Here is a 26,785-nt window from a genome sequence, read left to right on the forward strand (position 1 = left end):
TCGTGTTCTCTTACCCGCGCCGTCTGCGGCGTCCCTCGCGGTCGCGCCGACCGGCACCTTCTGAACCTTCAGCCGCAGGTTCACGGAATTTCCGTATCCAGCGAGCACAATTGGGATCGTTCCCCATGACGACGTTGGCGCCCATGATACCCTGCATTTCCGGATCGTGAAGCGGGTTTGTAATCGCCGATGTCATGCCGGCACCGATGGCCATGGCGAGAAAACTGGCATTCAGGCCGTGCCGGTTCGGCAGCCCGAATGAAAAATTCGATGCCCCGCAGGTGGTGTTGACCTTGAGCTCTTCACGAAGACGGCGGATCAGGTGCAGGACATTGCGCCCGGCATCGTTCAGCGCACCCACCGGCATGACCAGCGGGTCGACGATGACGTCTTCCTTGGGGATGCCGAAGTCGGCGGCGCGTTCGACGATCTTTTTCGCGACCTCGAACCGCACGTCGGGGTCTTCTGATATGCCGGTTTCATCATTGGAAATAGCGACCACGGCGGCGCCGTATTTCTTGATCAGCGGCAGAACGACTTCAAGACGCTCTTCCTCGCCGGTGACGGAATTGACCAGGGCCTTTCCCTGATAAACGGAAAGCCCGGATTCAAGCGCTGCAACGATGGAACTGTCGATGCTGAGCGGCGCGTCGGTCAGACCCTGAACGAGCTGCACGCATTCGGCGAGAATTCTCGGCTCATCGGCGAGCGGGATACCGGCATTGACGTCGAGCATCTGTGCGCCGGCAGCGATCTGCGCCAGGGCGTCCGCTTCGACACGCGAGTAATCCCCTTCGGCCATTTCAGCGGCGAGCAGCTTCCGGCCCGTCGGATTGATGCGCTCACCGATGATGACGAACGGCTGATCGAAGCCGATCACGACTTCTTTGGAGGCGGAGCTGACGATGGTTCTGGTCAAAGCGATAACTCCCGAAATGGCGACACAGGACAGTCCCTGATTAGCCTGTAAATAGCGATATTGTGGCCTGTAAACTGTTCAAAACGCGACTCATCACGTATCAGCGGCGGCGAGCGCCTCGGCGTGCCGCTCCGCCATTTCAATCGCGGCTGCGTCACCCGGGTTCGGCTCGTGTTTCCATGGGCGGCGGTCCTTCAGGACGCCGGATTCATGTACGATGTCGGCTACGAACTCTTCCTGACGATAAGCCATGACATGAATCCCCGAAACGCCTTCGATCTCTTGAATTTGCTGCATGAGATCGATGCATAGCTTCTTGCCTTCAAGCTTCTGGTTTTCTGCCCCTTCCAGACGCCGGATGATATCGTCGGGGATGTGGACCCCCGGTACATTGCTGCGGATCCAGCGGGCGGTCTTTGCGGAAGCGAGCGGACCGACCCCGATCAGGATGAAGCATTTTTCATCCAGGCCCATGTCGGTGACGCGTTTCATGTATTCCTTCAGCATCGGAATGTCATAGCAGTACTGGCTCTGCACGAACTGCGCGCCCGCCTCGATCTTTTTCCTGAGACGCAACGGCCGGAATTCATAGGGCGGGGCAAACGGATTGATTGCCGCGCCCAGAAACACCTTTGGCGGTTCGGAGATTTTGCGCCCGGACAAAAATCGGCCTTCATCGCGCATGGTGCGGATCGTTTCCAGCAACGACATACAGTCGAAGTCGAACACCGGCTTGGCGCCGGGCTGATCGCCGGCCTGCACACCGTCGCCGGTCAGGCACAGGATATTGTTCACACCCATGGCAGCAGCGCCGAGAACATCGCCCTGAATGGCGATGCGATTCCTGTCGCGGCAACTGATCTGCATGATCGGGGCATAGCCGATACGGGTTAGCAGCGCGCAGATGCCGACACTCGACATGTGGCAATTGGCGCCCGACCCGTCGGTGGCGTTGATGCCATCGACCCAGCCGTCGAAGACGCCACCGCGCTCATAAACCTCGTTCGGGTCGGCACTATCGGGGGGATTCAACTCGGCAGTAATGGCGAACTCACCGCGCCGCAGAATACGCTCCAGCCGGCCCCGGGATGAATGGCCTTCGGGGACAACTGTGTAATCTTCGAACATGTCCGTGCTCATTGCCCTGTCTCCGCTGCGGCACGCCGTTCGGCGGCTTTTTGGGCGGTGACTCTGAGCCAGGCGGAACTGTCCCGAAGGCTCTGGTCCACCGGTTTTTGCACCTTGAAGATATTACTGCTGGCGTGCATCCGCTGACTGCCCTGCCAGGCCTGGACCCAGACGCAGGGCATGTCCGGCTCGACCTCGCAATTGCCATTGGCGCGCACCCCGCCGCACGGCCCGTTGCGAAGTTGTTTTGGGCAATTCATCGGGCAGGACATGCCGGTGTCGGACAACGCGCACTGGCCGCACATGCGGCAGTCGAAGAGAAAACTTTTCACGGCCTTTTCGACGAAGATCACGGGGCGTTCGACGCGGCTGTACCCGATCATATTCCACAGTGGATGCAGCTTCAAAAAGACATCCGCCAGCAGGTTGTAGACGACTTCGAAGGCACGGGCGCGGCGTACCGACCACAAGCGGATCGAATAACGCGCGCGCTGACGGCGAACGGTGCTGGTGCCGCTGGGCTGGTAGGCTGTGGATGGTGCCGGTTGTTTGCTCATGCCTGGTTGCCTTCGCTGTAGCCCTTCGCCTGGACGAGCTGTTTCAGACGTACATCGTCGTATTCGGCTTCGAGCTTTTCCTGCCAGGCGTCGGCTTCCGCTTCGAGATCATCGCCACAATCGACGGGGTCGCTGCGCCGCCAGTCGGCCAGATAATCATCCGTGCCGATGGCCTTGGCGCGCATCGCCGCCATGTCGACCGCTTCCTGAAAGCGTTGGGCAAGTTCACGCCTGGCGGTTTTGCGGCCCTGTTTGACGATGACCTGCGCCGGAATGTCACGCCAGTATACGATGGTCAGCTGCGCCATCGGCGGCTCCTTTCCCAGACTGCTCGACAATGAAATCGCCAAGCCCGCCATAACCGGTGAAATGATAGACGTAGTCCAGTCCGAGCGTGTCTGCGGCTTTCTTTGCCTGTTCCTGCAACGCAGGATCCTCGGTCTGCGCCAGGTATGTCAGGCGCTTGTAGTTGCCGAAATAGGCGTCGCGCAGTTCCGGTTGGCGATCCAGGCCAAGCCCCTTGATGATCAGCCTGTCGAAAAAACGGACCAGATAATCGGTCAGGTAAAAGGTGCCGATCTCGTCTTCATGCATTTTCTCGAATGTCTGCTCGCCAGCATAAAACGCATAACAATGCGCGCCGCCGATCCGCTCCACGCCTTTTTCGGCCAGCAAGTCGTCAAGCAGTCCGCCGGTGCCGCAGTCGGCATAGAGCGCGACGATCCGTTCGTACTTGCCCTGATTGGCGTCGATTTTGCGGCGCATTTCATCAGGGATGCGATCCGGGCGGTTATGCAGTTCCGCAGGCAGGCACGTCAGATCGATGCCCTGCAAAGCGTTGGCATCGACAACCCAGCCGATTTCACGGGCCAGCGCGCCGCAGGCGATGATCAGCAGGGGGCGCATTTGTACACGGCCCGCCCGGCTGTCAGCTCTGCGCGAGTGCCGAGCCCTGACGGCGCGACATCCAGTCCTTGGCGGTCTCGACGGCTACCGCCGCATCGCGGCAATAGGCATCGGCGCCGATGTTGTCGGCAAAGGCTTCGTTCAGGGGGGCGCCGCCGACCAGCACCACATAGTCGTTGCGGATGCCTTTTTCGATCATCGTATCGATGACGACCTTCATGTACGGCATGGTCGTCGTCAGAAGGGCAGACATGCCGAGAATGTCCGGCTGATGCTCTTCGAGGGCCTTGAGATATTTGTCGACATCGACATTGATGCCGAGATCGACAACCTCGAAGCCGGCACCTTCCATCATCATGCCGACGAGGTTCTTGCCGATGTCGTGAATGTCGCCCTTGACGGTGCCGATGACCATTTTGCCCATTTTCGGCGCGCCGGTTTCAACCAGCAAAGGCCGTAGAACGCCCATGCCGGACTTCATGGCGTTGGCGGCCATCAGCACTTCGGGGACGAACAGGATGCCGTCGCGGAAATCGATGCCGACGATACGCATGCCTTCGACGAGCGCCTTGGTCAGCGTGTCATAGGGTGACCAGCCACGTCCCAGCAGGATATTGGTGCCTTCGACGACTTCATCGGCAAGGCCATCGTAAAGATCGTCGTGCATCTGCTGCACGAGTTCTTCGTCATTCAGTTCGGAAAGAACAATGTCATCTTCTTGGTCGGCCACAAGTATTCTCCCAGCCAAACTCAGCCCATCAATTGGGCCGCAATTTCTCTCAATATGACCTTAGCATATCCTGTGGCTGTTCATTTGCAGACAACATTTAGAATTGTTGCGACATGCGGGCGTGCCGGAACGTGTTTCTTGCCTTGATTCAAGAGGGTTAGACCTATTTTCGGCTGACGGGGATGTCGCCGGCAGAAAAAAAGGGAGGGCCCCGATAGAGACCCTCCCTGAGATGACTTGAGGATGGTTTGTTTATCTGTCGGCTTTCCTGAGAGCCATGAACAGGCATACGCACATGCCCAGCAGGATGATCGCGAACGGGAAGCCGGTCGCAATCGCCAACGCCTGCAGAGAGCCGAGGCCGCCTCCCAGCAGGAGCGTAATCGCAACAAGACCTTCGAACGTGCACCAGAAGACACGCTGCGCCACCGGTGCATCGATCTTGCCGCCGGCGGTGATGGTGTCGATCACCAGCGAACCGGAATCCGAAGATGTCACGAAGAACACGATTACCAGCACGATACCGATAAACGATGTGATACCGGAAAGCGGCAGCACTTCGAGCATCTTGAACAGCGACAGTTCCGGCGTCCATGCCTTAACCGTTTCGGCAACGCCCTGATATCCACCGACGTATTGTTCAACGGCGGTGCCGCCGAAGACGGCCATCCATGCGACGCAGGCGAGCGTCGGGATGATCAAAACGCAGGTCACGAACTCACGTACGGTGCGGCCCTTGGAGACACGGGCAATGAACATGCCGACGAACGGCGACCATGCGATCCACCAGGCCCAGTAAAAGGTGGTCCAGCCGTGCATGTAGCCGAGATCCTCGCGGCCGACCCAGTTGCTGAGGGCGGGGACATTGGTGACGTAGTTGAGGAGTCCGCTGAAAAAGCCCTGAACGATGGCGATGGTCGGACCCACGGCAATAACGAAGGCCAAAAGGATCAACGCCAACAGCATGTTGATTTCACTCAGCCGTTTGACCCCGGCATCGAGGCCGGCAAGCACCGACATCAGCGCGACGCCGGTAATGGCGATGATCAGCACGACCTTGGTGGCATCCCCGTTGGGGATGTCAAAAAGATAGTTCAGGCCGGCTGTTGCCTGCTCGGCGCCGAAGCCGAGCGAGGTCGCGAGACCGAACAGTGTCGCGAACACGGCGAGGATGTCGATGATGTGCCCCCACCAGCCCCAGACTTTCTCACCAAGCAGTGGATAGAAAGCCGAGCGGATGGTCAGCGGCAGATGCGCGTTGTAGCAGAAAAATGCCAGCGACAGGCCGACCACGGCGTAAATCGCCCACGGGTGCAGACCCCAATGGAAGATCGTCGCCGACATGCCCATGGCGCGCGCGGCTTCGATATTGCTTGGATCGACCCCAAGAGGCGGGTTAAGCGTGTGATAGACAGGCTCGAGCACGCCGAAGAACATCAGACCGATGCCCATGCCGGCGGCGAACAGCATGGCGAACCAGCCGGTATAGGAATATTCAGGCTTGGCGTCCTTGCCACCGATCCTGACCTTGCCGAGCGGCAGGACGATCAGCAACAAACAGAAGAGCACGAAGATGTTGGCGGCCCCCATGAACAGCCAGTCGAAAGTCTTGGTCAGCCAGGGCCTAAGTTCGTTGAATGCGGCGCCTGCCGATTCCTGAAACATCAAGGTGATCAGGACGAATGCGATAATCAGAAGGCCGGAAATGGCAAAAACAGGATTATGGATATCGAGGCCGAAAATCTCGACGTTATCCTGCCCGATTTCATATTCGGTATCGATTCTGTCTGGACTCATGCGTGGCTCTCCCCGTCTACATGTGTGCGCGCACCACAGGCCTAGCGGCAGGTCGATTAACGAATCTAAACCCGCCGTCAAGCCAGGGAACGCGTGTCATCTCCCCATGACTTTGAAAGCGTAGCCGAGTGAATTTGCGCGCCCTTGCGTAAATCAGCCTGATTCTTTTCTTGGAGCGACGTTATTTTGTCGAATATAGGATATTTATTGCCGCATAGATATCATTCACGCCGGTATTCCGGCGTGGGTGGACAGCGCAGATGATTTTCCGTCTACGATTTCGGCCGTGCATTCTCCGGGTCGTAGAGCGCCTTGTAGCCGACAGCAGCGACCTGCATCGGGAACTTCTGGTTGAAGTACTCGATCTCGAGCGCGCGGCCGACCTCGCAATAATCATGCGGCAGGTATCCGAGCGCGATGTTCTTGCCGATAGAGGGGCCGTAGGCGATGGAGGTCGTGTAGGATCGCCGACCAAGACTGTCGATCAGGACGTCGTTGCTTTTCGGGTCGATGATCGGGCAGTTACCGAGCATGAAGCGCGCCACACCGTCCTTGTCGGTGTTGTCGGTGACGACGAGCGTGCACAGCGTTGCCGGCTGGTGCGGTCGGGCGCGCTGTTCCAGGTTGGCTTGCTTGCCCCGGTAATCGGCGGCTTTGACCTTGGGTCGCGCCAGACCTGCTTCGAGCAGATTGTACTCGGTCAGCAGGTCGGCGTTCTGCAGGCGCAGGCTTTTTTCCAGTCTGCGCGTGTTGGCATAGGTTTCGACGCCAACCGGCAGGATGCCGATTTCCCGGAACATATCCCAAAGCGCGAGGCCATAGCTGAGCGGGAAGTGCAGTTCCCAACCCTGTTCGCCGACGTATGAAATGCGGAACGCCTTGACCGGCACGCCGCGGAGCGTGATGTCGCGTGTGGCGGCAAAGGGGAAATTCTCAAGATCGAGACCGGCCGGATCATCCGCCAGCTTTTTCAGGTTCTCGCGCGCGTTCGGCCCCCACACGCCGATGCAGCCGAACTGGTCGGTACGGTCCTCGATATAGGCCGACCACTCCTTATCACGCGTCATGCGCTTAAGGTACGTCATGTCACGGTGACCGGCGTCGGCACCGTCAATAACGCGGAATCGGTCTTCGGCCAGGCGCAGGATGGTCAGGTCTGCCATAACGCCACCGGTATCGTCGAGAAAGTTGGTGTAGACACCCTTGCCGACAGGCGTATCGCCAGCGACCTTGGATGAGGACACATACTCGACCAGTTGTTCCGCATCTTGGCCGCTGACATCGTAAATCGCGAAGTGCGACAGGTTGATCATGCCGACGTTTTCAGAAAGCTCCAGTTGCTCGGCATTGGAGACCCGCCAGAAATGCCGGTTGTCCCATTCGTTCTCGCGGACCGGCACACGGTCGCCGAATTTCTCGAACAATGGCCCTTCGTTGGAGGCATAACCGTGCGCACGTTCCCAACCGGAGAGCTCCATGAAGTAGCCGCCCAGCTCTTTTTCCCTGAGATAGCAGGGGGCCGCGCGTAAATTCCGGCCCTTGGTGTACGGTTCGCGGTTATGAACAGGTGGATTGTAAATCTTGAACGCCGTCTCGTAGCAGCGGTCGTGGATATAGCTCTCGGACTTCTGGATCGGATAATAGCGAGCGTAATCGATGGAGTGATGATCGAGGTCCGTCCGTCCGTCCGTCATCCAGTCGGCGATGACTTTGCCGGTCCCGGGGCCGTCCTTGACCCACACAGAAACGCCATACCACAGCCCGCGGACATCCGGCGATTCACCGATAGACGGGCCGCCGTCGGCAGTGACCTGCAAAAGACCGTTGAAGGAATGCTTCTCGTTGTAGCCCAGTTCGCCCAGGATCGGCGTCAGCTCCATGGCACGTTCCAGCGGCTCAATGATCTGTTCCATTTCCAGATCGCGCTGCGACGGCGACAGTCTCGCCTGTTCCTTTTCGAGGATATCGCGCGGATGGCACAGGCGCGGTTCTTTTTCCTCGTAATACCCCCATTCGATCTGCCCGCCCTCGGCGGTCTTCGGATCGCCGGTGTCGCGCAGATAAGCGGAGTTGCCCTGGTCGCGCAGCAGCGGATAGCCGATTTCCTTGCCGGTCCCTTCGAATTCGTTATAGGGGCCGAAAAACGTCAGCGGATGGTCGACCGGCATGACCGGCAGGTCTTCCCCCGCCATTTCCGAAATCAGGCGGCCCCAAAGACCGGCGCAAACCACGACGTAGTCGGTCTCGATATAACCACGAGACGTGTGTACGCCTTTGATCCGTCCGTTTTCGATGTCGAGACCTGTGCACGGGGTGTTGGCCATGACTTCCAGCTTCCCGGCAGCTTCGGCTTCCTGGATCATTTCGCCGGCCACAACCTGCGAGCGGGGGATGACCAGACCGGCATCCGGATCCCAAAGTGCCCCCTGGATGACATCTTCCTCGATCAGGGGCATCAGTTCCTTGGCCTTTGCCGCGGTGATCATCTCGACGCGGCTGCCGAACGCACGGCCGGAACTGACGCGGCGTTCAAGCTCGCGCATGCGTTCGTCGTCGTCCTTGCGCGCAACTTCAATGCCGCCGATGCGCGAGTACCGCCCCCGTTTTTCAAAAAAATCGATGCTGTACTTGGTCGTGAAGATCGTCATCTGATCGTGCATCGTGTTGAAGCAGAAATCGGACGCATGACCGGTGGAGCCGATATCCGTCGGAACACCCGACTTGTCGATGCCGATGATATTGTCCCAGCCCCGTTCAATCAGGTGGTGCGCAACCGACGCACCGGTAATTCCACCCAGGCCAATGATGACGACACTCGCCTTTTTATGAAAATCGGACATCAAATACACACTCCATCTTGCGCCGGTCGGGTAGCCGGATACAGGTCTGCACACCCACTCGTTAAGACTTTGCGCGAACTGCCGCTTGGTGTTTCACGACAATCCCTGTCTTGATTTCGCCAACCGCAACGCGCCCGCGGCCCCCGGTGATTTTTTCACCTCATATAATTGCCGATATCGAGCCCACAGGATATAGTCCCGCCCGTGAAATCTGAACAACCCCGATCCGGACTGACCGGCCGGCGGCGTATCGCCGCCTGGATGGCGTTTGTCGCCTTGTCGCTGCAGGCGCTGATGCCGCTGGGCCAAGCTATCCCGTATTCGGGCGCCGGCGGGGCCAACGGCTATCTGATTATATGTACGGCGTTTGGGATCAAACAGATCCCGAATCCCGATGCACCGCCGAAGCCCGATGAGCGCCCGACCTGCCCGGTCTGTATGTCGTTTGCGACCGGTCACAGCATGATGAGCGCGGCGAGCACGGTGATTGTGCCGCCGTCGCTTCCGGTAAGAATTGCCGCCATCCGTTCGGTCGATCAACTGCCGTCCGGGCGCGCCCACCTCGCACCCTCCAGCCGCGATCCGCCTATCGTCTGACACGCTTCTTTCAATCTATGGACCCGCGCGGCAATCCCGCCGTCGTGTCCCTGCGTATGTCATTCAATAGGAGTTGATTATGAATTTTCGTGCTTTCGCCGCAGCCATTGCGCTGGCGGCTACCTTCATCACGTCCCAGTCCGCCCTGGCCGGGGATATCCAGATAACACAACCCTGGGCGCGTGCGTCTGCGGGGATGGCCAAAGCCGGTGCCGCGTTCCTTGCCGTTCAGAATACCGGGGCCACCGACGACCGGCTTGTCGCGGCGCGCGCCGACGTTTCCAAGAAAGTCGAGCTGCATACGCACATTAAGGAAGGCGATCTGATGAAGATGCGTCAGGTCATGGCCATCGATGTGCCGGCCGGCAAGACAGTGGCGCTGCAACCCGGCGGTTTGCATGTGATGTTCATGGGGCTGAAGGCGCCGCTGAAAACCGGTGCGCATTTCCCGCTGACGCTGGTCTTCGAAAAGGCCGGTGAGATCACCGTCGACGTCGAGGTGCAGGGTGTGAGCAGCAAGATGCCGATGCAGCACCAGCATAAGAACATGCAGATGAAGAAAACGCAGTAAGCATTTAAGGCAACTGCATTCGCAAGCGCCTGCCCCGGTGAAGGGGTAGGCGCTTTGCGCCGCATTTGATAGCTGTGATTGTCGTCTCCCATTTGTCGTATTAGGATTCCTTATTCGCGAACAAAAACTTCAGGGGACATCTCAGGTATGTTGAGCGATTGGGAACCGCCGAAATCGTTTTCGGCCTTCGAGCACATCCGGGTCAGACGTATTGCCGGCAGTCTTGGCGCGGAAATTTCAGGCGTCGATATTTCAGCGGATTTGCCGGACGAGGTGATCGCAGATATCACCGGCGCGCTGAACGAGCATCACGTTATATTTTTCAGGGACCAGAACCTTGAGCCGAAACGTCAGGCGGCCTTTGCTTCGCGGTTCGGGCCGTTGATCCCGTACCCCATGGTCAAGGGGCTGGACGGCACGGACGAGGTTGTTCCGGTTGTCAAAAATGCCGACGAACGGGTAAATTTCGGCGGCATCTGGCATGCCGACACGACGTATCTCGAAGAGCCGCCGATGGGCGCGCTGTTGTATGCCGTGGAACTGCCGCCTTATGGCGGCGATACCCTGTTCGCGAACATGCATCTGGCTTTCGAGACACTGTCACCGAGCCTGCAGGCTTATCTTGAAACCCTCACCGTGATCCAGAACTCAGCCAAGGCCGAGGTCACGCGTACCCGCGAAGACCGGGTACAGGAAGAAGCGGGCAAGCGGATGCAACTGTCCGCCGAGCACCCGGCAGTCATCACGCACCCGCGCACCGGGCGCAAGTCGCTGTTCGTGAATTCGGGTCATAGCGAACGCTTCAAGGAACTGACGCAGGAAGAAAGCGAACCGCTGTTGAATTTCCTGTTCGCCCATCTGTCGCGGCCGGAATTCACCTGCCGCTTCGTTTGGACACCCGGCGCGCTGGCGTTCTGGGACAATTATGCGACGCAGCACAATCCGATCAACGATTACCATGGCTTCAAGCGGCTGATGCACCGGGTCACCGTCGGTGGCGGCCGTCCGGCTCAACTACGGGCGGCTGAATAGTGGCGCTGACAGTACCGCCCGACCAGCGCGCGCAGAGCTTTCTCGGCTATCCGGTCGTTACCGATCTGGACAGTCTCGATGCCCACGTTGCCGTGCTCGGCATTCCCTTCGGCAAGCCTTACCGACCGGAAGGCATGGCCAACCCGCAGAGCCTGGGGCCGGCGGCTGTGCGTGCGGCATCCAGGCGTATCCAGATCGCCCCCGATCATTATGATTTCGATCTCGGCGGTCCGGCGCTCGATGGGCGCAACGTGAAAATCGTCGATTGCGGTGATGCGGCGGCCGATATGAACGATCACGACGCGCATTACCGCAACGCCGAAGCGGCGATCCGCAAGATTGTCGCCGCCGGGGCGATGCCGATCACCATCGGCGGCGATCACGGCATCCCGATCCCGGTATTTCGCGGGATTGAAAGCCTGGGGCCTGTTACGCTTGTGCATGTGGATGCGCATCTGGATTGGCGTGACGAGGTCAATGGCGAGCCGGAAGGTTATTCAAGTCCGATCCGCCGCGCCTCCGAAATGGACCACATCGGCGAGATATTTCAGATCGGCATGCGTGCAGTCGGCAGTGCCCGGATCGAGGAAGTCGAGGCTGCAAAGGTTTACGGGGCGCATATCTACACATCCTATGACGTGCACGACAACGGCATTGAAAGCGTGCTGGCCGACATTCCGGACGGGCAGAATTACTACCTGACCATCGATGCCGACGGTGTCGATCCTTCGGTCATGCCGGGAACGCTGGCACTGGCGCCGGGCGGGCTCGACTATCATCAGATGCGCAAGCTTATCCACGGACTGGTCGTCAAGGGCCGGGTCGTCGGCATGGATATCGTCGAAATCGCGCCCGTCAATGACGTCAATCAACTGACCTCGATCGCCGCCGGGCGGATGATCGTCAACCTGATCGGTGCCGCGGCCCGCGCCGGATACTTCGACAAGTGAACCGGTTCAAGTCCTCATGATTTTATGACGGTAAGCCCCGGGTGTTCGAAGGGCAGGGATAATTCACGCATCACGCTTTTGCGATGGTTGCGCGCTTCAACGTCGCGGGCGGACGACAGGACGAAGCTGTCAAAGTCCAATTCAGGCGCGGATCGGACCTGGACATGGGTTTGAATATCGGTCTGGTGCAAAGCTTCCCACTGGCGGTTTTCCGCCGGAATTTCGGCAAGGGGGACGGGGGCGCCGATTGGTGTGAAAGCGCCTGCGTTCGAGCAGTAGAAAAAGACCTTGTTTAATTCCAGGCCGAATTCCGTTTCGATTTTGATCCCGTCCAGTTCGGCATAGACATAGTTCTCGTTGCCAAGCTCGGTCGCGTGCATGCGCTCCATGTGCTCATCGTGAAGCCAGTTGATGAACAGCGTGACCTTTGTCCCGGGCGCCGGATGCAGGCACGACGCGATGGAGCCGTATCCGGTTACATGCGCGGAATAGACGCTGTCAAAATCATGCACATGACAACGCTCACAGGGGATCGGCGGCCAGTCCCTGTCGGAAAACTTGCGGATGACTTGTTCGGGCGACTGATTCGAGCCGACGGCCAGAACCGGCGTCCGGTCTTCGCGGTAACGCGGTGCATCCGTGGCCTTCATCGGTGTGACGGTGCGCCGGTGTACGACGTAAGAGCTATCCGGGAGAGGATAAGGATATCCGAGTGCGAGGTTGAGCGTTTCTTTCGACATGTCTCAGTCTGCGCCCGGAATCCTGTTCATACTATCCGTCGCTTTGCAGACTGCGGCCGATGAAGTGGCCCGTTAAGGCCCCCAAAAGCAGCCAGAAGAGCCCGGCCGTTACCAGCGAGGTGGCGACAAACTGCGCGGCCAGTTCCGCCGGAACGCCGCCCCAGAATTCGTCCGGATGCGGTGCGCCGACAATATCCGGAATTGCCAACATTGCGGCACCGAGGAACCGCAACGGCCAGTTCGACCCGAAGGCAATAAGGGCCAGACCGCCGGCCGATGCAGCAGCGGTCATCACCCACCAAATCTGCCGCCCGGTCAGGTCTGCCGCCGCCATACCCGGCAGTTCAGGCGGTAAGCCAAGGGCGGGCAGGAACGAAAAGGCCAGAAAACCCGATGCCCCCCATATCAGGCCACGGCGCCAATCTGTTGTTCGCCCGCGCAAGGTCATGCCCGCTGCAATGAGCAGACCGAAACCGGCCCCCAGCACGAAGTTGGTCAGGACCGTATACATAATCCGCTCGCCGCCGTCTTCGGGCATCCAGCTTTCATGGTCGTGGCTGTGTGCCGTGGTGGCGCTAGCGGCATCGTGCGTATGGTTCTGTGCAGCAGCAGGGGCTTCATATACTTCGGCAGCGTGAATCAAGGGCACAACCTTGACCATCTGTGCGACTGAAACGAAGGCGCCAGCGATCAGCCCAGCCGCAAGCGCGGCCAGAAAAATCCGTCCGATCATAACGTTTCTCCGGTCAGGAAATCAGTGGCAGGGAAAAGCGAATGCGTGCCGTCCGTCATGTGCGGCGTTATGCAGCGTAGCGGAATTTGCCAGCCCGGCGCCATACACAAGGAAACTGCCGATGAGAAGCGCCGCGAGCGTTGCGGCAATGCGTTGCTGAAAGGAAAGCGGAAGTGATACGTCGTTTTGTTTGGTCTGTTCCATCAGAACTCCCTCCGAGTTTGATATGCAAATACCGAGGACGCATGTCCATCGGTGTAAAGGCAGGTCTCCTGGCTCGCGGTTTCTCGCCGGTTAATCGCCTTCCCGACCATCGGTCAGTGGCTTCGGATTACCAGCTCGCCGCTTACAGTTGCGGGGGCAGCCCGGGTTAAGATCCCCTGATGGGTAAATCTCTCCCATGTTCCCTATTAGTCCCCAAGACTCTGTCGTCTCTCAGCGGGGAACCCTTACACGTTGAAGGATGCGTTAGAGCAGGTGGAATTGTCAATGCGTATCGTAGCGGGGGCGGTCTTCTGCTTGAGCGGGAATGATTCGGTGCTGCTCATGAAGATATCTATTGCGCAATCGCAAACAGTATCACTGACGTGCACGATATTTGCAGCGTCCGCGGCAAAGGCACGGCGGTGCGTGTACGCATTCCATCGGAACGGAAAATCGAAGCCAAACATTAGAGGGAGGCGTGCGCTCAGTTTATGACCACGGCTTCCTGTCTTTTTATCGCTTTCTCAAGATGGTTTGTAATACTGCGCATGTCATTCAAGGCATCCAGCGCGATACCAGTGTTGCTGACGGTCAATTCACCAGTGCTTGCGGCCTTCAGAATCGAATCTTTCAGATTTTGATAAGCGGTTTCGATGCTCAACAGGTCCGGGGCCTGTTCTTGCTGTGGACCGGCTTGCAGGTTGGTCGTATTGATTCTGTCGGCAATCAAGGAACCTACCGAGTGGAACTGCTCGAGATACTGCTCAGGAAGGCGATCAAGTTTCTCGCGACGCTCTGCTAGGTCAAAGCCGTTACGCGCGATTTCTATGTAATGCCAGATTTGACGTACAATGCTCGACAGCGACAGTGTGATTTCTTCGGTATTCCGGCCTTCGTTCAGACTCCGTATATAACCGTATACGGCCTCACTCAGTGCGTTGATGATGTTCACCTGATGACGCAACTGCGTGACCGACACCTTCTCGTCGACTAGCGGTGATTTTGCGATACCGAAAGCGATAGCGGCAATGCGCTGCATTTCCAGCAAGATTGAGTTCAGGGCAATGGACGGAACCGCTAGGCTGTTGTGATCCAGATACTTCGGCTTCGCCTCGTTTTCTTCCAGTGTCAACAACCTGGCGGCCAGCCATTTTTCAAGGCGGCTACTGAGCGGCCACATCAAGAGCACGCCGAGTATGTTGAAGGTGGTATGAAAAAGCGCGAGTGTCGTCGCCGGGGCCGTTCTGCCGATAAACTTTTCCTCGATGAAGGCGACGATGAAAAGCATGATCGGAAGCAGTGCGAGGGCCGAGAGGCCGGTAAGGGCATTGAAGGCGACGTGCGACAATGCGACCCGCTTGGCGTTGGAGGTGGCGCCGAAAACGGCAATCAATGCGGTACTGGTCGTGCCGATATTCGCGCCGATGACAAGTGCCGCCCCGGATTCGATATTCAGCAAGCCCCCCAGGGCGGCGGTTATGGCGATGGCGATAACCGCGCTCGACGACTGCATCAGTGTCGTCAGGATGATGCCCGTGACGACGAATGCGGCGGTGTTGGCGATGCCCGACGATTGCAATGCGGTGACGTCGATGGCCGCGCCGATCCCCTCGAATGTGACCTTCAATGTTGCGATGCCCAGAAAAAGCACCCCGAACCCGGCCAGCGCTTCACCCAGGGCGCCGCGGCGGGACGATGAACCGGTGAGGAACAGTACCATGCCGATGCCAAGCAGCGGCAGGGCCAGGGCCTCGATCTTGAAATTGATGCCGATGATGACGACCAGCCAACCGGTCAGGGTTGTGCCGACATTGCTCCCGAATATAACCCACATGGCCTGTGGCAGCGTTAAAAGGCCGGCGTTAACGAAGCCGATCGCGGCAACCGTGACGGCGCTTGAGGATTGCACGAGGCCGGTGATCAGAACGCCGGAAAAAAGTCCGCGAACCCGGGAATCCGTCCAGCGGCCCAGGACGTCCCGCAAGGCTTCGCCGGCGGCGACCTTGAGGCCTGCCGTCATCAGATGGATGCCAAGAAGAAACAGCCCGACACCACCCAGCGCACTGCCGATGAGAGACCAACTGATCATTTGGGCTTCTTATCCTGAACGACATTCAAAAAGGCATGTGGATTATATCGCGCACCCGGCCTGCGGTCGATCATGTGTCGATTGGATGCCGGTGGCGGCGTTGCAGACAATTCAGGCGCTCTTCAGGGCGAGTTGAACCGTGGTTTCAAGCCGGTTCAGAAAATTCGAACGATCCGATTTGGAAAATGCAGACGGACCGCCGGTAATCTCGCCGCTTTCACGCAGCCCCTGCATCAGTTCCCGGTTGGCAAGCGCCATGCCGATCATGTTCTCCGTAAACAACGCGCCGTTGGGCTTGATGGCCAGGGCATTTTTTTCAAGGCAGCGTGCGGCAAGGGGGATGTCGTTGGTGACGCAGATATCGGCCTCGCCGATGTGCTCTGCAATCCAGTCGTCGGCGGCGTCGGCGCCCTGGGATACGATGACAAGCTCGACCATGGGATCCGTGCTTGGACGGATGCCGCCATCGCACACCATGATCGTTTTTAGTTTGTGACGGGCGGCAACGCGGAGTGTCTCGTCCTTGACCGGGCAGGCGTCTGCATCGATGTAAATCTCGACCATGCCGGATACCTTAATCGTCGCCGGCTTCGGCTTCTTCTTTGGGGAGGTACTGATTGATATCGACCTCGTCCAGTTGTTCCGGCATCAGGAACCGCTCGGCGTATTCCTTGTAAACGCCGGACGTCAGGAAAAGCTCGAAAAGTTCGTCGTCGATATGCGCGTCCTTTTTCATGAACGACATGATCTTGACGCTGTCGGACAGTTTTTTCGGTGCTTTGTAAGGCCGGTCGGCGGCTGTCAGTGCCTCGAAGATGTCGGCGATGGCCATGATCCGTGCCGGTATCGACATATGATCCTTGTTAAGTTTCTTGGGATAGCCGGTGCCGTCCATTTTCTCGTGGTGGCCGCCGGCGAATTCCGGTACGCGGGCCAGGTGTTTCGGAAACGGCAGGGCTTCCAGCATGATGATCGTCTGTACGATGTGGTCGTTGATCTTGAAACGCTCTTCTTCGGTCAACGTCCCGCGTGCAATGCAGAGGTTGTAGACCTCCCCCATGTTGTATTTGTGTTCCGGCACATCGAGCTTGAAGCCCCACGGGTTATCTTCGACGGCGGTCTGCTCCATACCTTCGCGATAGATGATATGGTCGTAACGATCGGCGAGGAGGTTTTCCTCGTGCGGCAGTGGCGGTTCCGGCTCGCGCTCGACGCGTTTGAGCTCCTCATACGAAAGACCCAGACGGTCCGACAGGGTACGCGTCCATTTTATGTTGGCGATCTGCTTGACCCGCTCGACCCGTTCCAGCGCCATGAATTCACCGCCGACATTGCTTTCGGCGATGAAGGCAAAGTCGTCATCGAGTTGCGCCAGCGTCTGCTCCAGCTCTTCGCGGAGTTTTTCCGGATCGCCGCCGTCGATGACGGCACTCTGGTATTCGATCACCTTGTCACGCTTGACGATTTCGAAGCGGTTACGGATTTCGTGGATACGGTTGTAGATGGTTTCCAGTTTGGTCGCCTTGTCGACCACGTATTCCGGCGTCGTGACCTTGCCGCAATCGTGCAACCACGCCGCGATGTGCAGTTCGTACCATTCCTCGTCGGTCAGGTCGAAGTCGGCGAACGGCCCTTCCTTCTGCTCGGAAGCGGCGGCGGCCAGCATTTTCGTCAGTTCCGGGACGCGCTGACAGTGGCCGCCCGTATAAGGTGACTTGGCGTCAATCGCAGACGCGATCAGCTCGATAAAGCTGTCCAACAGCTTTTTCTGGGCTTCCAGAAGTTGCTGGTTATCGAGTGCGACAGCGGCCTGCGATGCCAGCGCTTCGATCAGCGGCTGAATGTCGTTGCCGAATTCAATAACCTCGCCGGAGTCTTTATCAATGGCGTTCAGAAGCTGCAGAACGCCGATAATCTCGCCCTGCGAATTGCTGAGCGGCACGCACAGGAACGACTTCGAGCGATAGCCTGTGCCTTCGTCAAATTTCTTGGTGCCGGAAAAGTCGAAGGCATCGTTTTCGTAGGCATCGGGAATATTGATCGAGTTGCCGGTCAGGGCGGCTGCCGAGGCGACGTTTTTGTGGTTTTCCTCGCCGGTCTTCGGGTCGACCAGTGTCAGCGGCGGAAAATTGATGTCCTTGCCGGTGGTGCCGCCCATGGCGATTTCGAGACTGTCGGTGCGCATGATTTCAAAGCGCAAACGGTTGTCATCGGTCCGGATGTAGAGCGTTCCACCGTCGGCATTGGCGAGGCTTTTGGCCTCCAGCAGAATCGTTTCCATCAGAACGTTGGTGTCGCGTTCCGCGGAAAGGGCGATGCCGATATCTATCAGCCTTTGAAGGCTTGAGGTACTCAGCCCTTCATTCGTATCCGTCGTCCCATCGGCCATGTCGTGTTTGCTTCCCGGTAACAAGCGCCATTCAGGCGCAAATTCTTGAACCCTAGTAACAGACTCTAGACGTTTAAGCCATTGATTGACAATGGTCACGCCGTGAACAGGAGATTTTTGCGGCGTGCTTGACCGCAAAGCCAAGAAAGGGTCAACCTTGCGGCCATAATAGGAGGATTTTCATGGCTTACAGCTCGCTCAGGGATTTTATCTCACGGCTTGAAGAAAGCGGCCGGCTGGTGCGTGTGAGCGAGCCCGTGAGCACCGTTCTGGAGATGACGGAGATCCAGACCCGCGTGCTCGCCGAAGGTGGTCCTGCGATCCTGTTCGAAAACGTCATCAAGGCCGACGGCACAGCCTCGGACATGCCGGTTCTCGTCAATCTGTTTGGTACCGTGGAGCGTGTCGCCTGGGGCATGAACCGCGAGCCGGGTGAACTACGCGATGTCGGCGAAACGCTGGCATTCCTGCGCCAACCCGAACCGCCGGGCGGCTGGCGCGAAGCGATGGAAATGCTGCCGCTCATGAAAACCGTCATGGCCATGAAGCCGAAGGACGGCACCACCGCGTATTGCCAGGAAATCAAGCTGACCGGCGACGACATCGACCTGACGAAGCTGCCGATCCAGACCTGCTGGCCCGGCGAGCCGGCACCGCTGATCACCTGGCCTTTGGTGGTCACCAAAGGACCCGGCTCAGACAAGCGGGACGACTATAATCTGGGCATCTACCGCATGCAGGTGACGGGTAAAAACACGACCCTGATGCGCTGGCTCAAGCATCGCGGCGGTGCGCAGCATCACCAGCGCTGGAAAGCCGAAAAGCCGGAACCGCTGCCTGTAGCCGTCGTGCTCGGCGCCGATCCGGGAACGATCCTTGCCGCCGTCACGCCGGTGCCCGATACCCTGTCGGAATACCAGTTCGCCGGGCTCTTGCGGGGCAAGAAAGTGGAGTTGGTGGATTGCATCACGCAGCCCCTGAAAGTCCCCGCCGAGGCGGAAATCGTCCTCGAAGGCACGGTTTCGCTGACGGACTACGGCGACGAGGGGCCGTACGGCGATCACACCGGCTATTACAATTCGGTCGAGCCGTTTCCGGTGTTCACGGTCACCGCGATCACCATGCGCAAGAACCCGATTTACTTGTCGACCTATACCGGGCGGCCGCCGGACGAGCCATCGGTGCTGGGCGAGGCCTTGAACGACGTGTTCGTGCCGCTTTTGCAGCAGCAGTTCCCGGAAATCGTCGATTTCTGGCTGCCGCCCGAAGGGTGCTCGTACCGGGTCGCCGTCGTATCTATGAAGAAGGCCTACGCCGGACATGCCAAGCGCATCATGATGGCCGTCTGGTCGTATCTGCGTCAGTTCATGTATACGAAATTCGTCATCGTCGTCGACGAAGACATCGATGCGCGCGATTGGAACGACGTGATCTGGGCGATCTCGACCAATGTCGACCCCAGCCGGGATCTCACCGTCATCGACAACACGCCGATCGATTACCTCGACTTCGCATCCCCGGAATCGGGGCTCGGCGGCAAGCTCGGCATCGACGCGACGACCAAGCTGCCACCCGAAACGCATCGCGATTGGGGCCAGAAAATCCGCATGACTGACGACGTCGTCAAAAAGGTCGATGCGATGTGGGAAAACCTCGGCATTCCGGGCTCGGGCAAACCGATCTGGAAGTGACGGCTATGCAAGAGCCGTCATCCTGAACTTGATTCAGGATCCATGATAACTGCAGCTGATTGCCCAGATTTCATGGGCCCTGAACCGAGTTCAGGGCGACGACGAGGGATGACGTTATAACTTTCACTGGACGCCATCTCGCATGGGCGCGATCATTTGCGAAATTGGTGTCGTCTGGATGAGAAGAAAGAGAGATTTACGATGAAAAAAGTATTTATAGGCGTCGGTGTTGTGGTCGTGCTTCTGGTTGCCGGCGGCATTTACCTTTATTCCAACCTGGGCGGGATCATTAAATCCGCGGTCGAGACATACGGTTCCGAAGCGACCAAGGCCGAGGTTACGCTGAACAGCGTCGATCTCGATGCGACATCGGGCAAGGCGGCGCTGAACAAGCTGTCGGTCGGCAACCCGAGCGGCTTCAAAACACCGAGCGCGTTCGAGCTGGGCGCCATTGCCGTGCAGATCGACACCTCGACCCTGAATTCCGATCCCATTGTCATTAACTCGGTGCTGATCGACGGGCCGAAAATCACCTATGAACTGGCGAACGGCGGTTCCAATATCGATGCCATCAAGGCCAACGTCGACGCGTATGCGAAAAAAATCGGGGGTGGCGATTCGTCGGCCTCATCCTCGTCGGAAGGCGAAGGCCCCAAGATCATCATCGAGAAACTGACCATCACCGGCGGCGAGGTGAATGTCTCCGCCTCGTTCCTGGACGGTAAATCTCTCGGTTCCAAGCTGCCGACGCTGACGCTGACCGATATCGGCAAGGACGACGGCGGCGCATCCCCGGCGGACGTTATCAAGCAGGTCATCGACAAGATGACGGCAGGTGTCGGCTCGGCTGTGTCGGGCCTCAACCTCGACGACCTCGCCAAGGGGGCTGGCGAAGAGGCGAAAAAGCTGATGGAGGGGGCGAGTGAAGGAGCCTCGGATACCATGGGCGAAGCCGGCAAGAAGCTGAAAGGTCTGCTCGGCAACTGACGCTTCTGCTTACAATTCAAACGACGGAAACCCCGCCACACCGGCGGGGTTTTAGTTTTAGCGCGTTGAACACGCCGTCCGGCGCAACCAAGACGCCTTCAGACCACAAAATGACGCCGTTGGATCAGTCGAAAAAACATCACGGGTTTATCAGAATATCAGGAGTATTCTTGACCTGAACGGTTGGTCTTTAGGCCCCCGTTCCTTTTGGAGTGGACGCCATGTCCGAACGTACCGCCCGCAGGGGCCGCGATGCCCGCCGTGAAGCCCGTGAAAAGTCCGGCGCTGTAACGAAACCCTACATCATCCGCAACATTCCGCTCTTGGAATTGGCATCACCGGAAGCCATCGAGATCATCGAGGCCAACGCCGATCTGATCCTGGAAGAGATCGGCATCGAATTCCGCGATGACGAAGAAGCGCTGGCAATGCTCAAGGATGCCGGGGCCGATGTGCAGGGGACGCGGGTGCATTTCCCGAAGGGGCTTTGCCGGCAACTGCTGTCGACGGCGCCTGCGCAGTACACCCAACATGCCCGCAATCCGGTACGCAGCGTTGAGATCGGCGGCAATCACACGGTGTTCGCGCCGGTCTATGGCCCGCCGTTCGTGCGCGATCTGGATAATGGACGGCGCTACGGCACGATTGAGGATTTCCGCAATTTCGTGAAGCTCGCGTACATGGCCCCGGCCATGCATCATTCCGGCGGCACCGTGTGCGAGCCGGTCGACCTGCCGGTCAACAAGCGCCACTTCGACATGCTGTACGCGCACATGAAATATTCCGACAAGCCGTTCATGGGCTCGGTAACGCATCCGGAGCGCGCGCAGGACTCGGTCGCCATGTGTGAAATCCTGTTCGGCAAGGAATACGTCGATCACAACACGGTCATGACCAGCCTGATCAACGCCAACTCGCCGATGGTCTTCGATGGCACCATGCTGGGCGCGCTGAAAGTCTATGCCCGCGCCAATCAGGCCTGCATCGTCTCGCCGTTTATTCTGGCCGGTGCCATGAGCCCGGTAACCGCACTCGGCACGCTGGCCCAGGTGCTTGCCGAGGTTCTCGCCGGTGGGGCGCTGACGCAGCTCTGCCGTCCGGGTGCACCGCTTATCTTTGGCGCCTTCGTCAGCGCCATTTCCATGCAGTCGGGCGCACCGACGTTCGGCACCCCCGAGCCGACGTTGATCATTTCCGCCGCCGCGCAACTGGCACGCCGTCTCAACCTGCCGTTCCGTTCCGGTGGGTCGTTGTGCGCTTCGAAAGTCTCCGATGCACAGGCTGCCTACGAAAGCGCCAATACCTTGAACGCCACGGTGCTGTCAGGGGTCAATTTCGCGCTCCATTCAGCGGGTTGGCTGGAAGGCGGTCTGTCGTCGGGTTACGAGAAGTTCGTCATGGACTGCGATCAGCTGGCGATGATGCAGCGGCTTTGCGAAGGCTATGACCTGACCGACAACGGGCAGGCGCTGGACGCCGTCCGCGAAGTGGGGCCGGGCTCGCATTATCTGGGGTGTGCGCATACCCAGGCGAATTTCGAAACGGCGTTCATCCGCTCGAACCTGGCCGATAACAATTCCTACGAACAGTGGGAAGCGGAAGGTGCGCAGGATATGGCGCAGCGTGCGAATACACTGTGGAAGTCGTGGTTGGCCGAGTATCAGGAACCGGCGCTGGACCCGGCGACGGACGAAGCGCTGTTGGCCTATATCAACGAACGCAAGGCAAGTTTTCCGGATTCCAACGTCTAGGGTGCCATCCTTCGGGACGCACTGTGCGCTCCTCGGGATGAGGTTGAGATGTGTCTCATGCTGAGGAGGCCTGAAAGGCCATCTCGAATCATGGGGCGTGCCCTGCACCTTCATACTTGATCGTTCGTGCGCGAAGGCTTACCTAACGGGTAATCCCGAGTGGAACGGTTGGAGACCCATCATGCGCACGTACCTACATATCGACCTGGCAACGCAGGATGTGAAACGCGAAACCTTGGACGGTGAACAACTGGCCCGGGCCGGCCGTTATCACATTGCCAAGACGCTGTATGAACGCGGTCTTGCCACCGTCGATCCGATGTCGCCTGAAAATCCGCTGATCTTTTCGGCCGGGCCGTTCGCGGGATCGAACATGTCGAATGCCAATCGCATCAGTGTCGGCTGCAAAAGCCCGCTGACGGGTGGCATCAAGGAAGCCAATGCCGGCGGCACGTTCGGATTCGCCATGGGCCAGAGCGAGATTTGCGGTCTGACCCTGGAAAATGCCGCCGAAGACTGGGTTGTCATCTACATCACCAAGGAAGGCGAGGTCACGTTCCATGACGCCGCCAAATACATGGGTAAAGGCGTCATCGAAACAGCGGCGCTGCTGCATGACGATTTCGGCGAAAAAGTCAGCCTCGGGATCTGCGGCCCGGTAGGTGAGTATCAGGGGCTGATGTCAGGTATCTCGTTCTCCGACCCCGAGGGACGACCGGTGCGTATCGCCGCGCGCGGCGGTGTCGGCGCCGTCATGGGACTGAAAAAGGTCAAGGCGCTGGTTTGCGACAAACACAAGATGCCGAGCTTCCATGACCGCAAAGGTGTCATGCAGGGCGTCAAGGAATATACCGCCAAACTCCGCGTCGATGAAAAAGTCATCTCCATGGGCGAATACGGCACGGCCCTGGTCGCCGACGTGATGAACGGCATGGGCGGCTTGCCGACACGGAATTTCTCCAGCGGACAATTGGTCGACGCCAGCAAGGAGCGGATGCGGATGGGCGGCGATTTCATTCGCGAACAGAACATGGCACGCGGCGGCGAGCCGACGCACGCCTGCATGCCGGGCTGCATGATCAAGTGCTCGAACATCTACGTCGACAAGGACGGCAATGAACTGGTCTCACCGCTGGAATACGAAACCATCGGATTGCTTGGTACGAACTGCGGTATCACCGATCCCGATGATGTGGCGCGGCTCAACATGACGGCCAACGATCTCGGCATCGACACTATTGAGCTTGGCGCGACGCTAGGCGTGCTGATGGAAGCGGGCGAGGCCGAATTCGGCGACGTGCCTTTCATGGAAGCGGCGCTTGAGGACATCCGCACCGGCACTGAGCGCGGCAAGCTTTTGGCGCTGGGTACGGCGCGGGTTGCCGAGCATTATGGCGTCAAGCGCGTGCCGGTCATCAAAAAACAGGCGATCAGCGCCTATGATCCGCGCGTCATCGAAGTCACCGGCATTTCCATGATGTCGACGGCGCAGGGCGCGGACCACACCACCGGCAACATTCCGACGCATGAATGCGATGGGCAGACCACGGAACAACTCGTCGAAGAAAGCATGAACGTGCAGATGTTGTGCGCGGCGGCGGACAGCGTCGGGCTTTGCCTGTTCGGGCGCACCGTGACCAACATCAACCTCGATCTGATCATGAGCGCGGTCAACAATGCCGCCGGGACCGAGCTGCCTGCGGATTTCTTCAAACAACTGGGTTTAGAGACCCTGATGTTCGAGGATGCGTTCAACCGCGATGCCGGTTTCGGCGAGGAAGATGACGAACTGCCGGATTTCTTTTACGAGGAATCCCTGGCGCCGACCAAGAAACGCGCCCGTCACCACGCTGCGGAAGTCAGGCAATATCGCGCGGCATGGCTCGACAAGGCCGGTGCCGACATGGCCGTCAATCCGCTGCCGGCGAACGCGGTGTACTGACCTCAGGTTTAGTTCTTGGTTCTTCGGAACTTTTACTCAACGACCGTTTTGCCCCATTGATCGCCATTATTTCGCGCAAGTGGCCCTGTGCAGTAAGCTGTACGCGTGATCTACGTCATACGCGTGTTTCGGCATTCGTGATATCCAGCGCTGATTAAACGGGGGGCATGATGAAACTGAGAACAGGCGATCCTTGGATGCCGGCCGATCAATACGGCAAGAGCCTGAGCGGTCTGGGGGTCAATCTTCTCGTCCCCTCCATTGATGCCGAGCGCGCGTTTCAGTTGCAGGTACTGGGTGGCGAAGAAGTGTATTCGGACCCGGATTTTGCCGTGTATCGGGGCTATGGTGCCGAATGGATGCTACACGCCGATCATACCTACGCCGATCACCCGCTGCATGGCTCGTTGCGTGACGATATGCCGCGCGGCATAGGGGTGGAAATCCGGCTCTACGGCCGGGACCCGGACGTCGCCGAGGCGGCTGCGCGAGGACTTGATATGACCATTCTCGCCGGCGCCATGGACAAACCGCACGGACTTCGCGAAAGCTTTCTTATTTCACCGTCCGGGTATCTCTGGGTGCCGAGCGTTGCCCGTGCTGGAGCTGATGCATGATGAAAATAATCAGCCTTATGTGTGCCGTGCTGCTGGCGGGGGTGGTCTGCATCGTAGATGTGCGTACGGTTTACGCCGAGGATCAATCCATTGCCCTGCAAATCAAACCGCTGGCGATGCCGGCAGTCACCGACAAGGGCTACAAGGGCCGAATGACGATGACGCCTTACATGGAGGTTGTCAGCGAAGAAGCTGTTGAACGTCTGTGCGGACGGTTGCCGAGGCTGATGGATGCCATCCTTCTCGCCTTCGAAGATCAGCCCGTGCGGTTGTCCGATCCGCAAGCCGATATGAGCCAGCGCCAGGAAGCGTTGCGTATCCTTGTCGATCAGACCATCGGCACAGGCGTTTTCAAGGCTTTCTACCTTGTTCCCGGCTCCGTAAAGCGGGGCGAGGGAACGGAGATGATCGATCTTGCCGGCGCGAAACGGGAGTGCCAGCCGATCAGGGAATTGCCGTGGATCGTGACGGAGGCCGCTGAAGCTGCTGCAGTTGCAGCAATGCCTGCGCCGGCACAAATCAGACCGCCGGATTACATCGCGCCCTCACCCCTGAGTGAGGATGAGCTTTTGAAAGCCGAGGCCGAACTGATGGCCGAGGAACCGGTGCGCAGGCCGTTTCCGGGCGAGCCCGCAAAGTCCAAGCCGTTCGCATCGTCTCAGGTCATAACGGCGGTCATTCTTATCGGGCTTGGGGGAATCATGATGGTGATCGGCAGCTACATCGGCTATCAGGTCGCCAAAATCCGCCGTGAGCGCCGCCGCGAGGAACGCCGGCAAGCGCGGAGGGATCGCCGTAGTGGGGTTGACCGGCGTAGCCGTTCCGATGGTCCGCCCGTATCCGGCGAGCGCCGTCAGAGCGAAGATCGCCGCAAGCTTCAGGACCGCCGCAAGGCTGAAGACCGGCGCACGAAAAGAGACCGCCGGGAAGAGCCTGAACCGGAAAACTGAACCTGGAGTCTTTCTTGTAAGACTTGGTGACGTTAGTGTTGGCGAAAGCACTTTCACTGACGGAGAGACGTCATGGCGACCCAGCCGACTGCAAGAAAAGCGATGCCGGAACACAGCTGGACCATTACCGGCGCGTCCGCGGAAACCCGTGAGAAAGTCAAAAAAGCTGCCAGCGCCGAAGGTATGACGATCCGTGCGTGGGTCGACAAGACCCTGAATGCGGCTGCCGACGGCAAGCTTCCGGCCCGGGGCGGGCGTGCGAATTCGGCGGAAACAAAGGCTTTGGCGGAGATGTCGGCCAAGCTCGACGAGCTCATGAAACGCCTGCCGGACGATGCCAAAGCCGCCGAAAAGGCCATGGTGACACGCACAAGCGCGGCCATTCTGAAGGCCGTCGCCGCCGGATTCAACGAGATGCAGCGCGTCGCCAAGGACCAGGCGCGCATCGCCGAAGGCAAACCGGCGAAGAAGAAAGCCAAGAAAACAGCGGCCCCGACAAGCACCGGCACGGCCTGACGTTCCCGAATCAGTCCTGCATCAATATGCATGGACCTGTCTCGTTTCCCGTTTGAGCGACAGGAATTAACGCTTTTCGAGCAGCTTTGCTGGACAAAACCGCGATCGTCGCCATATTGAAAAATGTCTGCCCCCGCACGGGGGATTTT

General features: G+C 58.7%; 25 protein-coding genes and 1 riboswitch. Of the genes, 11 read left to right on the top strand and 14 right to left on the bottom strand.

The annotated features are described in order from the left end of the window. Positions 1-10 precede the first annotated feature (10 nt). From L2D14_08185 to L2D14_08220, 8 genes are all read right to left on the bottom strand, one after another. Complete coding sequence (locus tag L2D14_08185; protein WNK01399.1) at positions 11-919, bottom strand: methyltetrahydrofolate cobalamin methyltransferase; 909 nt, start codon at positions 917-919, stop codon at positions 11-13. 93 nt (positions 920-1,012) lie between these two features. Further along, positions 1,013-2,059 carry a methylenetetrahydrofolate reductase gene (locus L2D14_08190; GenBank protein WNK01400.1) on the bottom strand — a complete coding sequence of 349 codons (1,047 nt, stop codon included), beginning with the start codon at positions 2,057-2,059 and terminating at the stop codon, positions 1,013-1,015. Beyond that, positions 2,056-2,604, bottom strand: a complete 549-nt coding sequence (locus L2D14_08195) for a methylenetetrahydrofolate reductase C-terminal domain-containing protein (protein WNK01401.1) — start codon at positions 2,602-2,604, stop codon at positions 2,056-2,058. Before L2D14_08195 ends, L2D14_08190 begins: the two co-directional genes overlap by 4 nt. Continuing rightward, positions 2,601-2,912, bottom strand: a complete 312-nt coding sequence (locus L2D14_08200; GenBank protein ID WNK01402.1) for a virulence factor — start codon at positions 2,910-2,912, stop codon at positions 2,601-2,603. Before L2D14_08200 ends, L2D14_08195 begins: the two co-directional genes overlap by 4 nt. Then, positions 2,881-3,510 (bottom strand): DUF1638 domain-containing protein, encoded by a 630-nt coding sequence (locus L2D14_08205; GenBank protein WNK01403.1) that lies wholly within the window; start codon positions 3,508-3,510, stop codon positions 2,881-2,883. Before L2D14_08205 ends, L2D14_08200 begins: the two co-directional genes overlap by 32 nt. A 22-nt stretch (positions 3,511-3,532) precedes the next feature. Continuing rightward, complete coding sequence (locus L2D14_08210) at positions 3,533-4,240, bottom strand: B12-binding domain-containing protein (GenBank protein ID WNK01404.1); 708 nt, start codon at positions 4,238-4,240, stop codon at positions 3,533-3,535. Between the two features lie 252 nt (positions 4,241-4,492). Beyond that, on the bottom strand, positions 4,493-6,037 hold the full coding sequence (locus L2D14_08215; GenBank protein WNK01405.1) for a BCCT family transporter: 1,545 nt from the start codon (positions 6,035-6,037) through the stop codon (positions 4,493-4,495). 272 nt (positions 6,038-6,309) lie between these two features. Further along, positions 6,310-8,877 carry an FAD-dependent oxidoreductase gene (locus L2D14_08220; GenBank protein WNK01406.1) on the bottom strand — a complete coding sequence of 856 codons (2,568 nt, stop codon included), beginning with the start codon at positions 8,875-8,877 and terminating at the stop codon, positions 6,310-6,312. A 204-nt stretch (positions 8,878-9,081) separates the two neighbouring features. Between L2D14_08220 and L2D14_08225 the strand changes: the two genes are divergently transcribed. The 4 genes from L2D14_08225 (at position 9,082) to L2D14_08240 (ending at position 12,027) form a co-directional block, all read left to right on the top strand. Next, complete coding sequence (locus L2D14_08225; GenBank protein ID WNK01407.1) at positions 9,082-9,474, top strand: hypothetical protein; 393 nt, start codon at positions 9,082-9,084, stop codon at positions 9,472-9,474. Positions 9,475-9,553: 79 nt separating this feature from the next. After that, positions 9,554-10,045: a copper chaperone PCu(A)C gene (locus L2D14_08230; GenBank protein ID WNK01408.1), complete on the top strand. Its 492-nt coding sequence runs from the start codon at positions 9,554-9,556 to the stop codon at positions 10,043-10,045. Between the two features lie 147 nt (positions 10,046-10,192). Next, positions 10,193-11,077, top strand: coding sequence for a TauD/TfdA family dioxygenase (locus L2D14_08235; GenBank protein ID WNK01409.1), 885 nt, complete (start codon positions 10,193-10,195; stop codon positions 11,075-11,077). Then, the gene (locus tag L2D14_08240; GenBank protein ID WNK01410.1) at positions 11,077-12,027 is read left to right on the top strand and encodes an agmatinase; all 951 of its coding nucleotides are present in this window, start codon (positions 11,077-11,079) and stop codon (positions 12,025-12,027) included. The genes L2D14_08235 and L2D14_08240 overlap by 1 nt, the downstream gene beginning before the upstream one ends. Before the next feature lie 14 nt (positions 12,028-12,041). On the opposite strand, the gene L2D14_08245 is transcribed toward L2D14_08240, so the two are convergent. The 6 genes from L2D14_08245 to L2D14_08270 all read right to left on the bottom strand — a co-directional run bounded on the left by L2D14_08245 (position 12,042) and on the right by L2D14_08270 (position 18,182). Beyond that, positions 12,042-12,767 (bottom strand): hypothetical protein, encoded by a 726-nt coding sequence (locus tag L2D14_08245; GenBank protein WNK01411.1) that lies wholly within the window; start codon positions 12,765-12,767, stop codon positions 12,042-12,044. Between the two features lie 31 nt (positions 12,768-12,798). Beyond that, the gene (locus L2D14_08250; GenBank protein WNK01412.1) at positions 12,799-13,500 is read right to left on the bottom strand and encodes a CbtA family protein; all 702 of its coding nucleotides are present in this window, start codon (positions 13,498-13,500) and stop codon (positions 12,799-12,801) included. A 21-nt stretch (positions 13,501-13,521) separates the two neighbouring features. Further along, the gene (locus L2D14_08255; protein ID WNK01413.1) at positions 13,522-13,704 is read right to left on the bottom strand and encodes a CbtB domain-containing protein; all 183 of its coding nucleotides are present in this window, start codon (positions 13,702-13,704) and stop codon (positions 13,522-13,524) included. Positions 13,705-13,744: 40 nt separating this feature from the next. Beyond that, positions 13,745-13,966, bottom strand: a riboswitch (cobalamin riboswitch). 222 nt (positions 13,967-14,188) lie between these two features. Beyond that, positions 14,189-15,793 carry a Na/Pi symporter gene (locus tag L2D14_08260; protein ID WNK01414.1) on the bottom strand — a complete coding sequence of 535 codons (1,605 nt, stop codon included), beginning with the start codon at positions 15,791-15,793 and terminating at the stop codon, positions 14,189-14,191. 111 nt (positions 15,794-15,904) lie between these two features. Beyond that, on the bottom strand, positions 15,905-16,357 hold the full coding sequence (locus L2D14_08265) for a YaiI/YqxD family protein (GenBank protein ID WNK01415.1): 453 nt from the start codon (positions 16,355-16,357) through the stop codon (positions 15,905-15,907). 10 nt (positions 16,358-16,367) lie between these two features. After that, the gene (locus L2D14_08270) at positions 16,368-18,182 is read right to left on the bottom strand and encodes an HD domain-containing phosphohydrolase (protein ID WNK01416.1); all 1,815 of its coding nucleotides are present in this window, start codon (positions 18,180-18,182) and stop codon (positions 16,368-16,370) included. A gap of 182 nt (positions 18,183-18,364) precedes the next feature. On the opposite strand from L2D14_08270, the gene L2D14_08275 reads away from it, so the two are divergent. The 7 genes from L2D14_08275 to L2D14_08305 all read left to right on the top strand — a co-directional run bounded on the left by L2D14_08275 (position 18,365) and on the right by L2D14_08305 (position 26,636). Further along, positions 18,365-19,873 (top strand): UbiD family decarboxylase, encoded by a 1,509-nt coding sequence (locus L2D14_08275; GenBank protein WNK01417.1) that lies wholly within the window; start codon positions 18,365-18,367, stop codon positions 19,871-19,873. 201 nt (positions 19,874-20,074) lie between these two features. Further along, positions 20,075-20,860, top strand: a complete 786-nt coding sequence (locus L2D14_08280) for a hypothetical protein (GenBank protein ID WNK01418.1) — start codon at positions 20,075-20,077, stop codon at positions 20,858-20,860. Positions 20,861-21,081: 221 nt separating this feature from the next. After that, positions 21,082-22,611 (top strand): trimethylamine methyltransferase family protein, encoded by a 1,530-nt coding sequence (locus L2D14_08285; GenBank protein ID WNK01419.1) that lies wholly within the window; start codon positions 21,082-21,084, stop codon positions 22,609-22,611. Positions 22,612-22,792: 181 nt separating this feature from the next. Further along, positions 22,793-24,553 (top strand): aldehyde ferredoxin oxidoreductase C-terminal domain-containing protein, encoded by a 1,761-nt coding sequence (locus L2D14_08290; protein WNK01420.1) that lies wholly within the window; start codon positions 22,793-22,795, stop codon positions 24,551-24,553. Between the two features lie 170 nt (positions 24,554-24,723). Beyond that, positions 24,724-25,170 carry a hypothetical protein gene (locus tag L2D14_08295; protein WNK01421.1) on the top strand — a complete coding sequence of 149 codons (447 nt, stop codon included), beginning with the start codon at positions 24,724-24,726 and terminating at the stop codon, positions 25,168-25,170. Next, positions 25,167-26,120, top strand: coding sequence for a hypothetical protein (locus L2D14_08300; protein ID WNK01422.1), 954 nt, complete (start codon positions 25,167-25,169; stop codon positions 26,118-26,120). Before L2D14_08295 ends, L2D14_08300 begins: the two co-directional genes overlap by 4 nt. A gap of 72 nt (positions 26,121-26,192) precedes the next feature. After that, a complete protein-coding gene (locus L2D14_08305) occupies positions 26,193-26,636 on the top strand; it encodes a hypothetical protein (GenBank protein ID WNK01423.1) in 444 nt (147 codons plus the stop codon). Positions 26,637-26,785: the final 149 nt, after the last annotated feature.

It is taken from the genome of Thalassospiraceae bacterium LMO-JJ14, assembly GCA_021555105.2.
Classification (GTDB): Bacteria; Pseudomonadota; Alphaproteobacteria; order Rhodospirillales; family Casp-alpha2; genus UBA4479.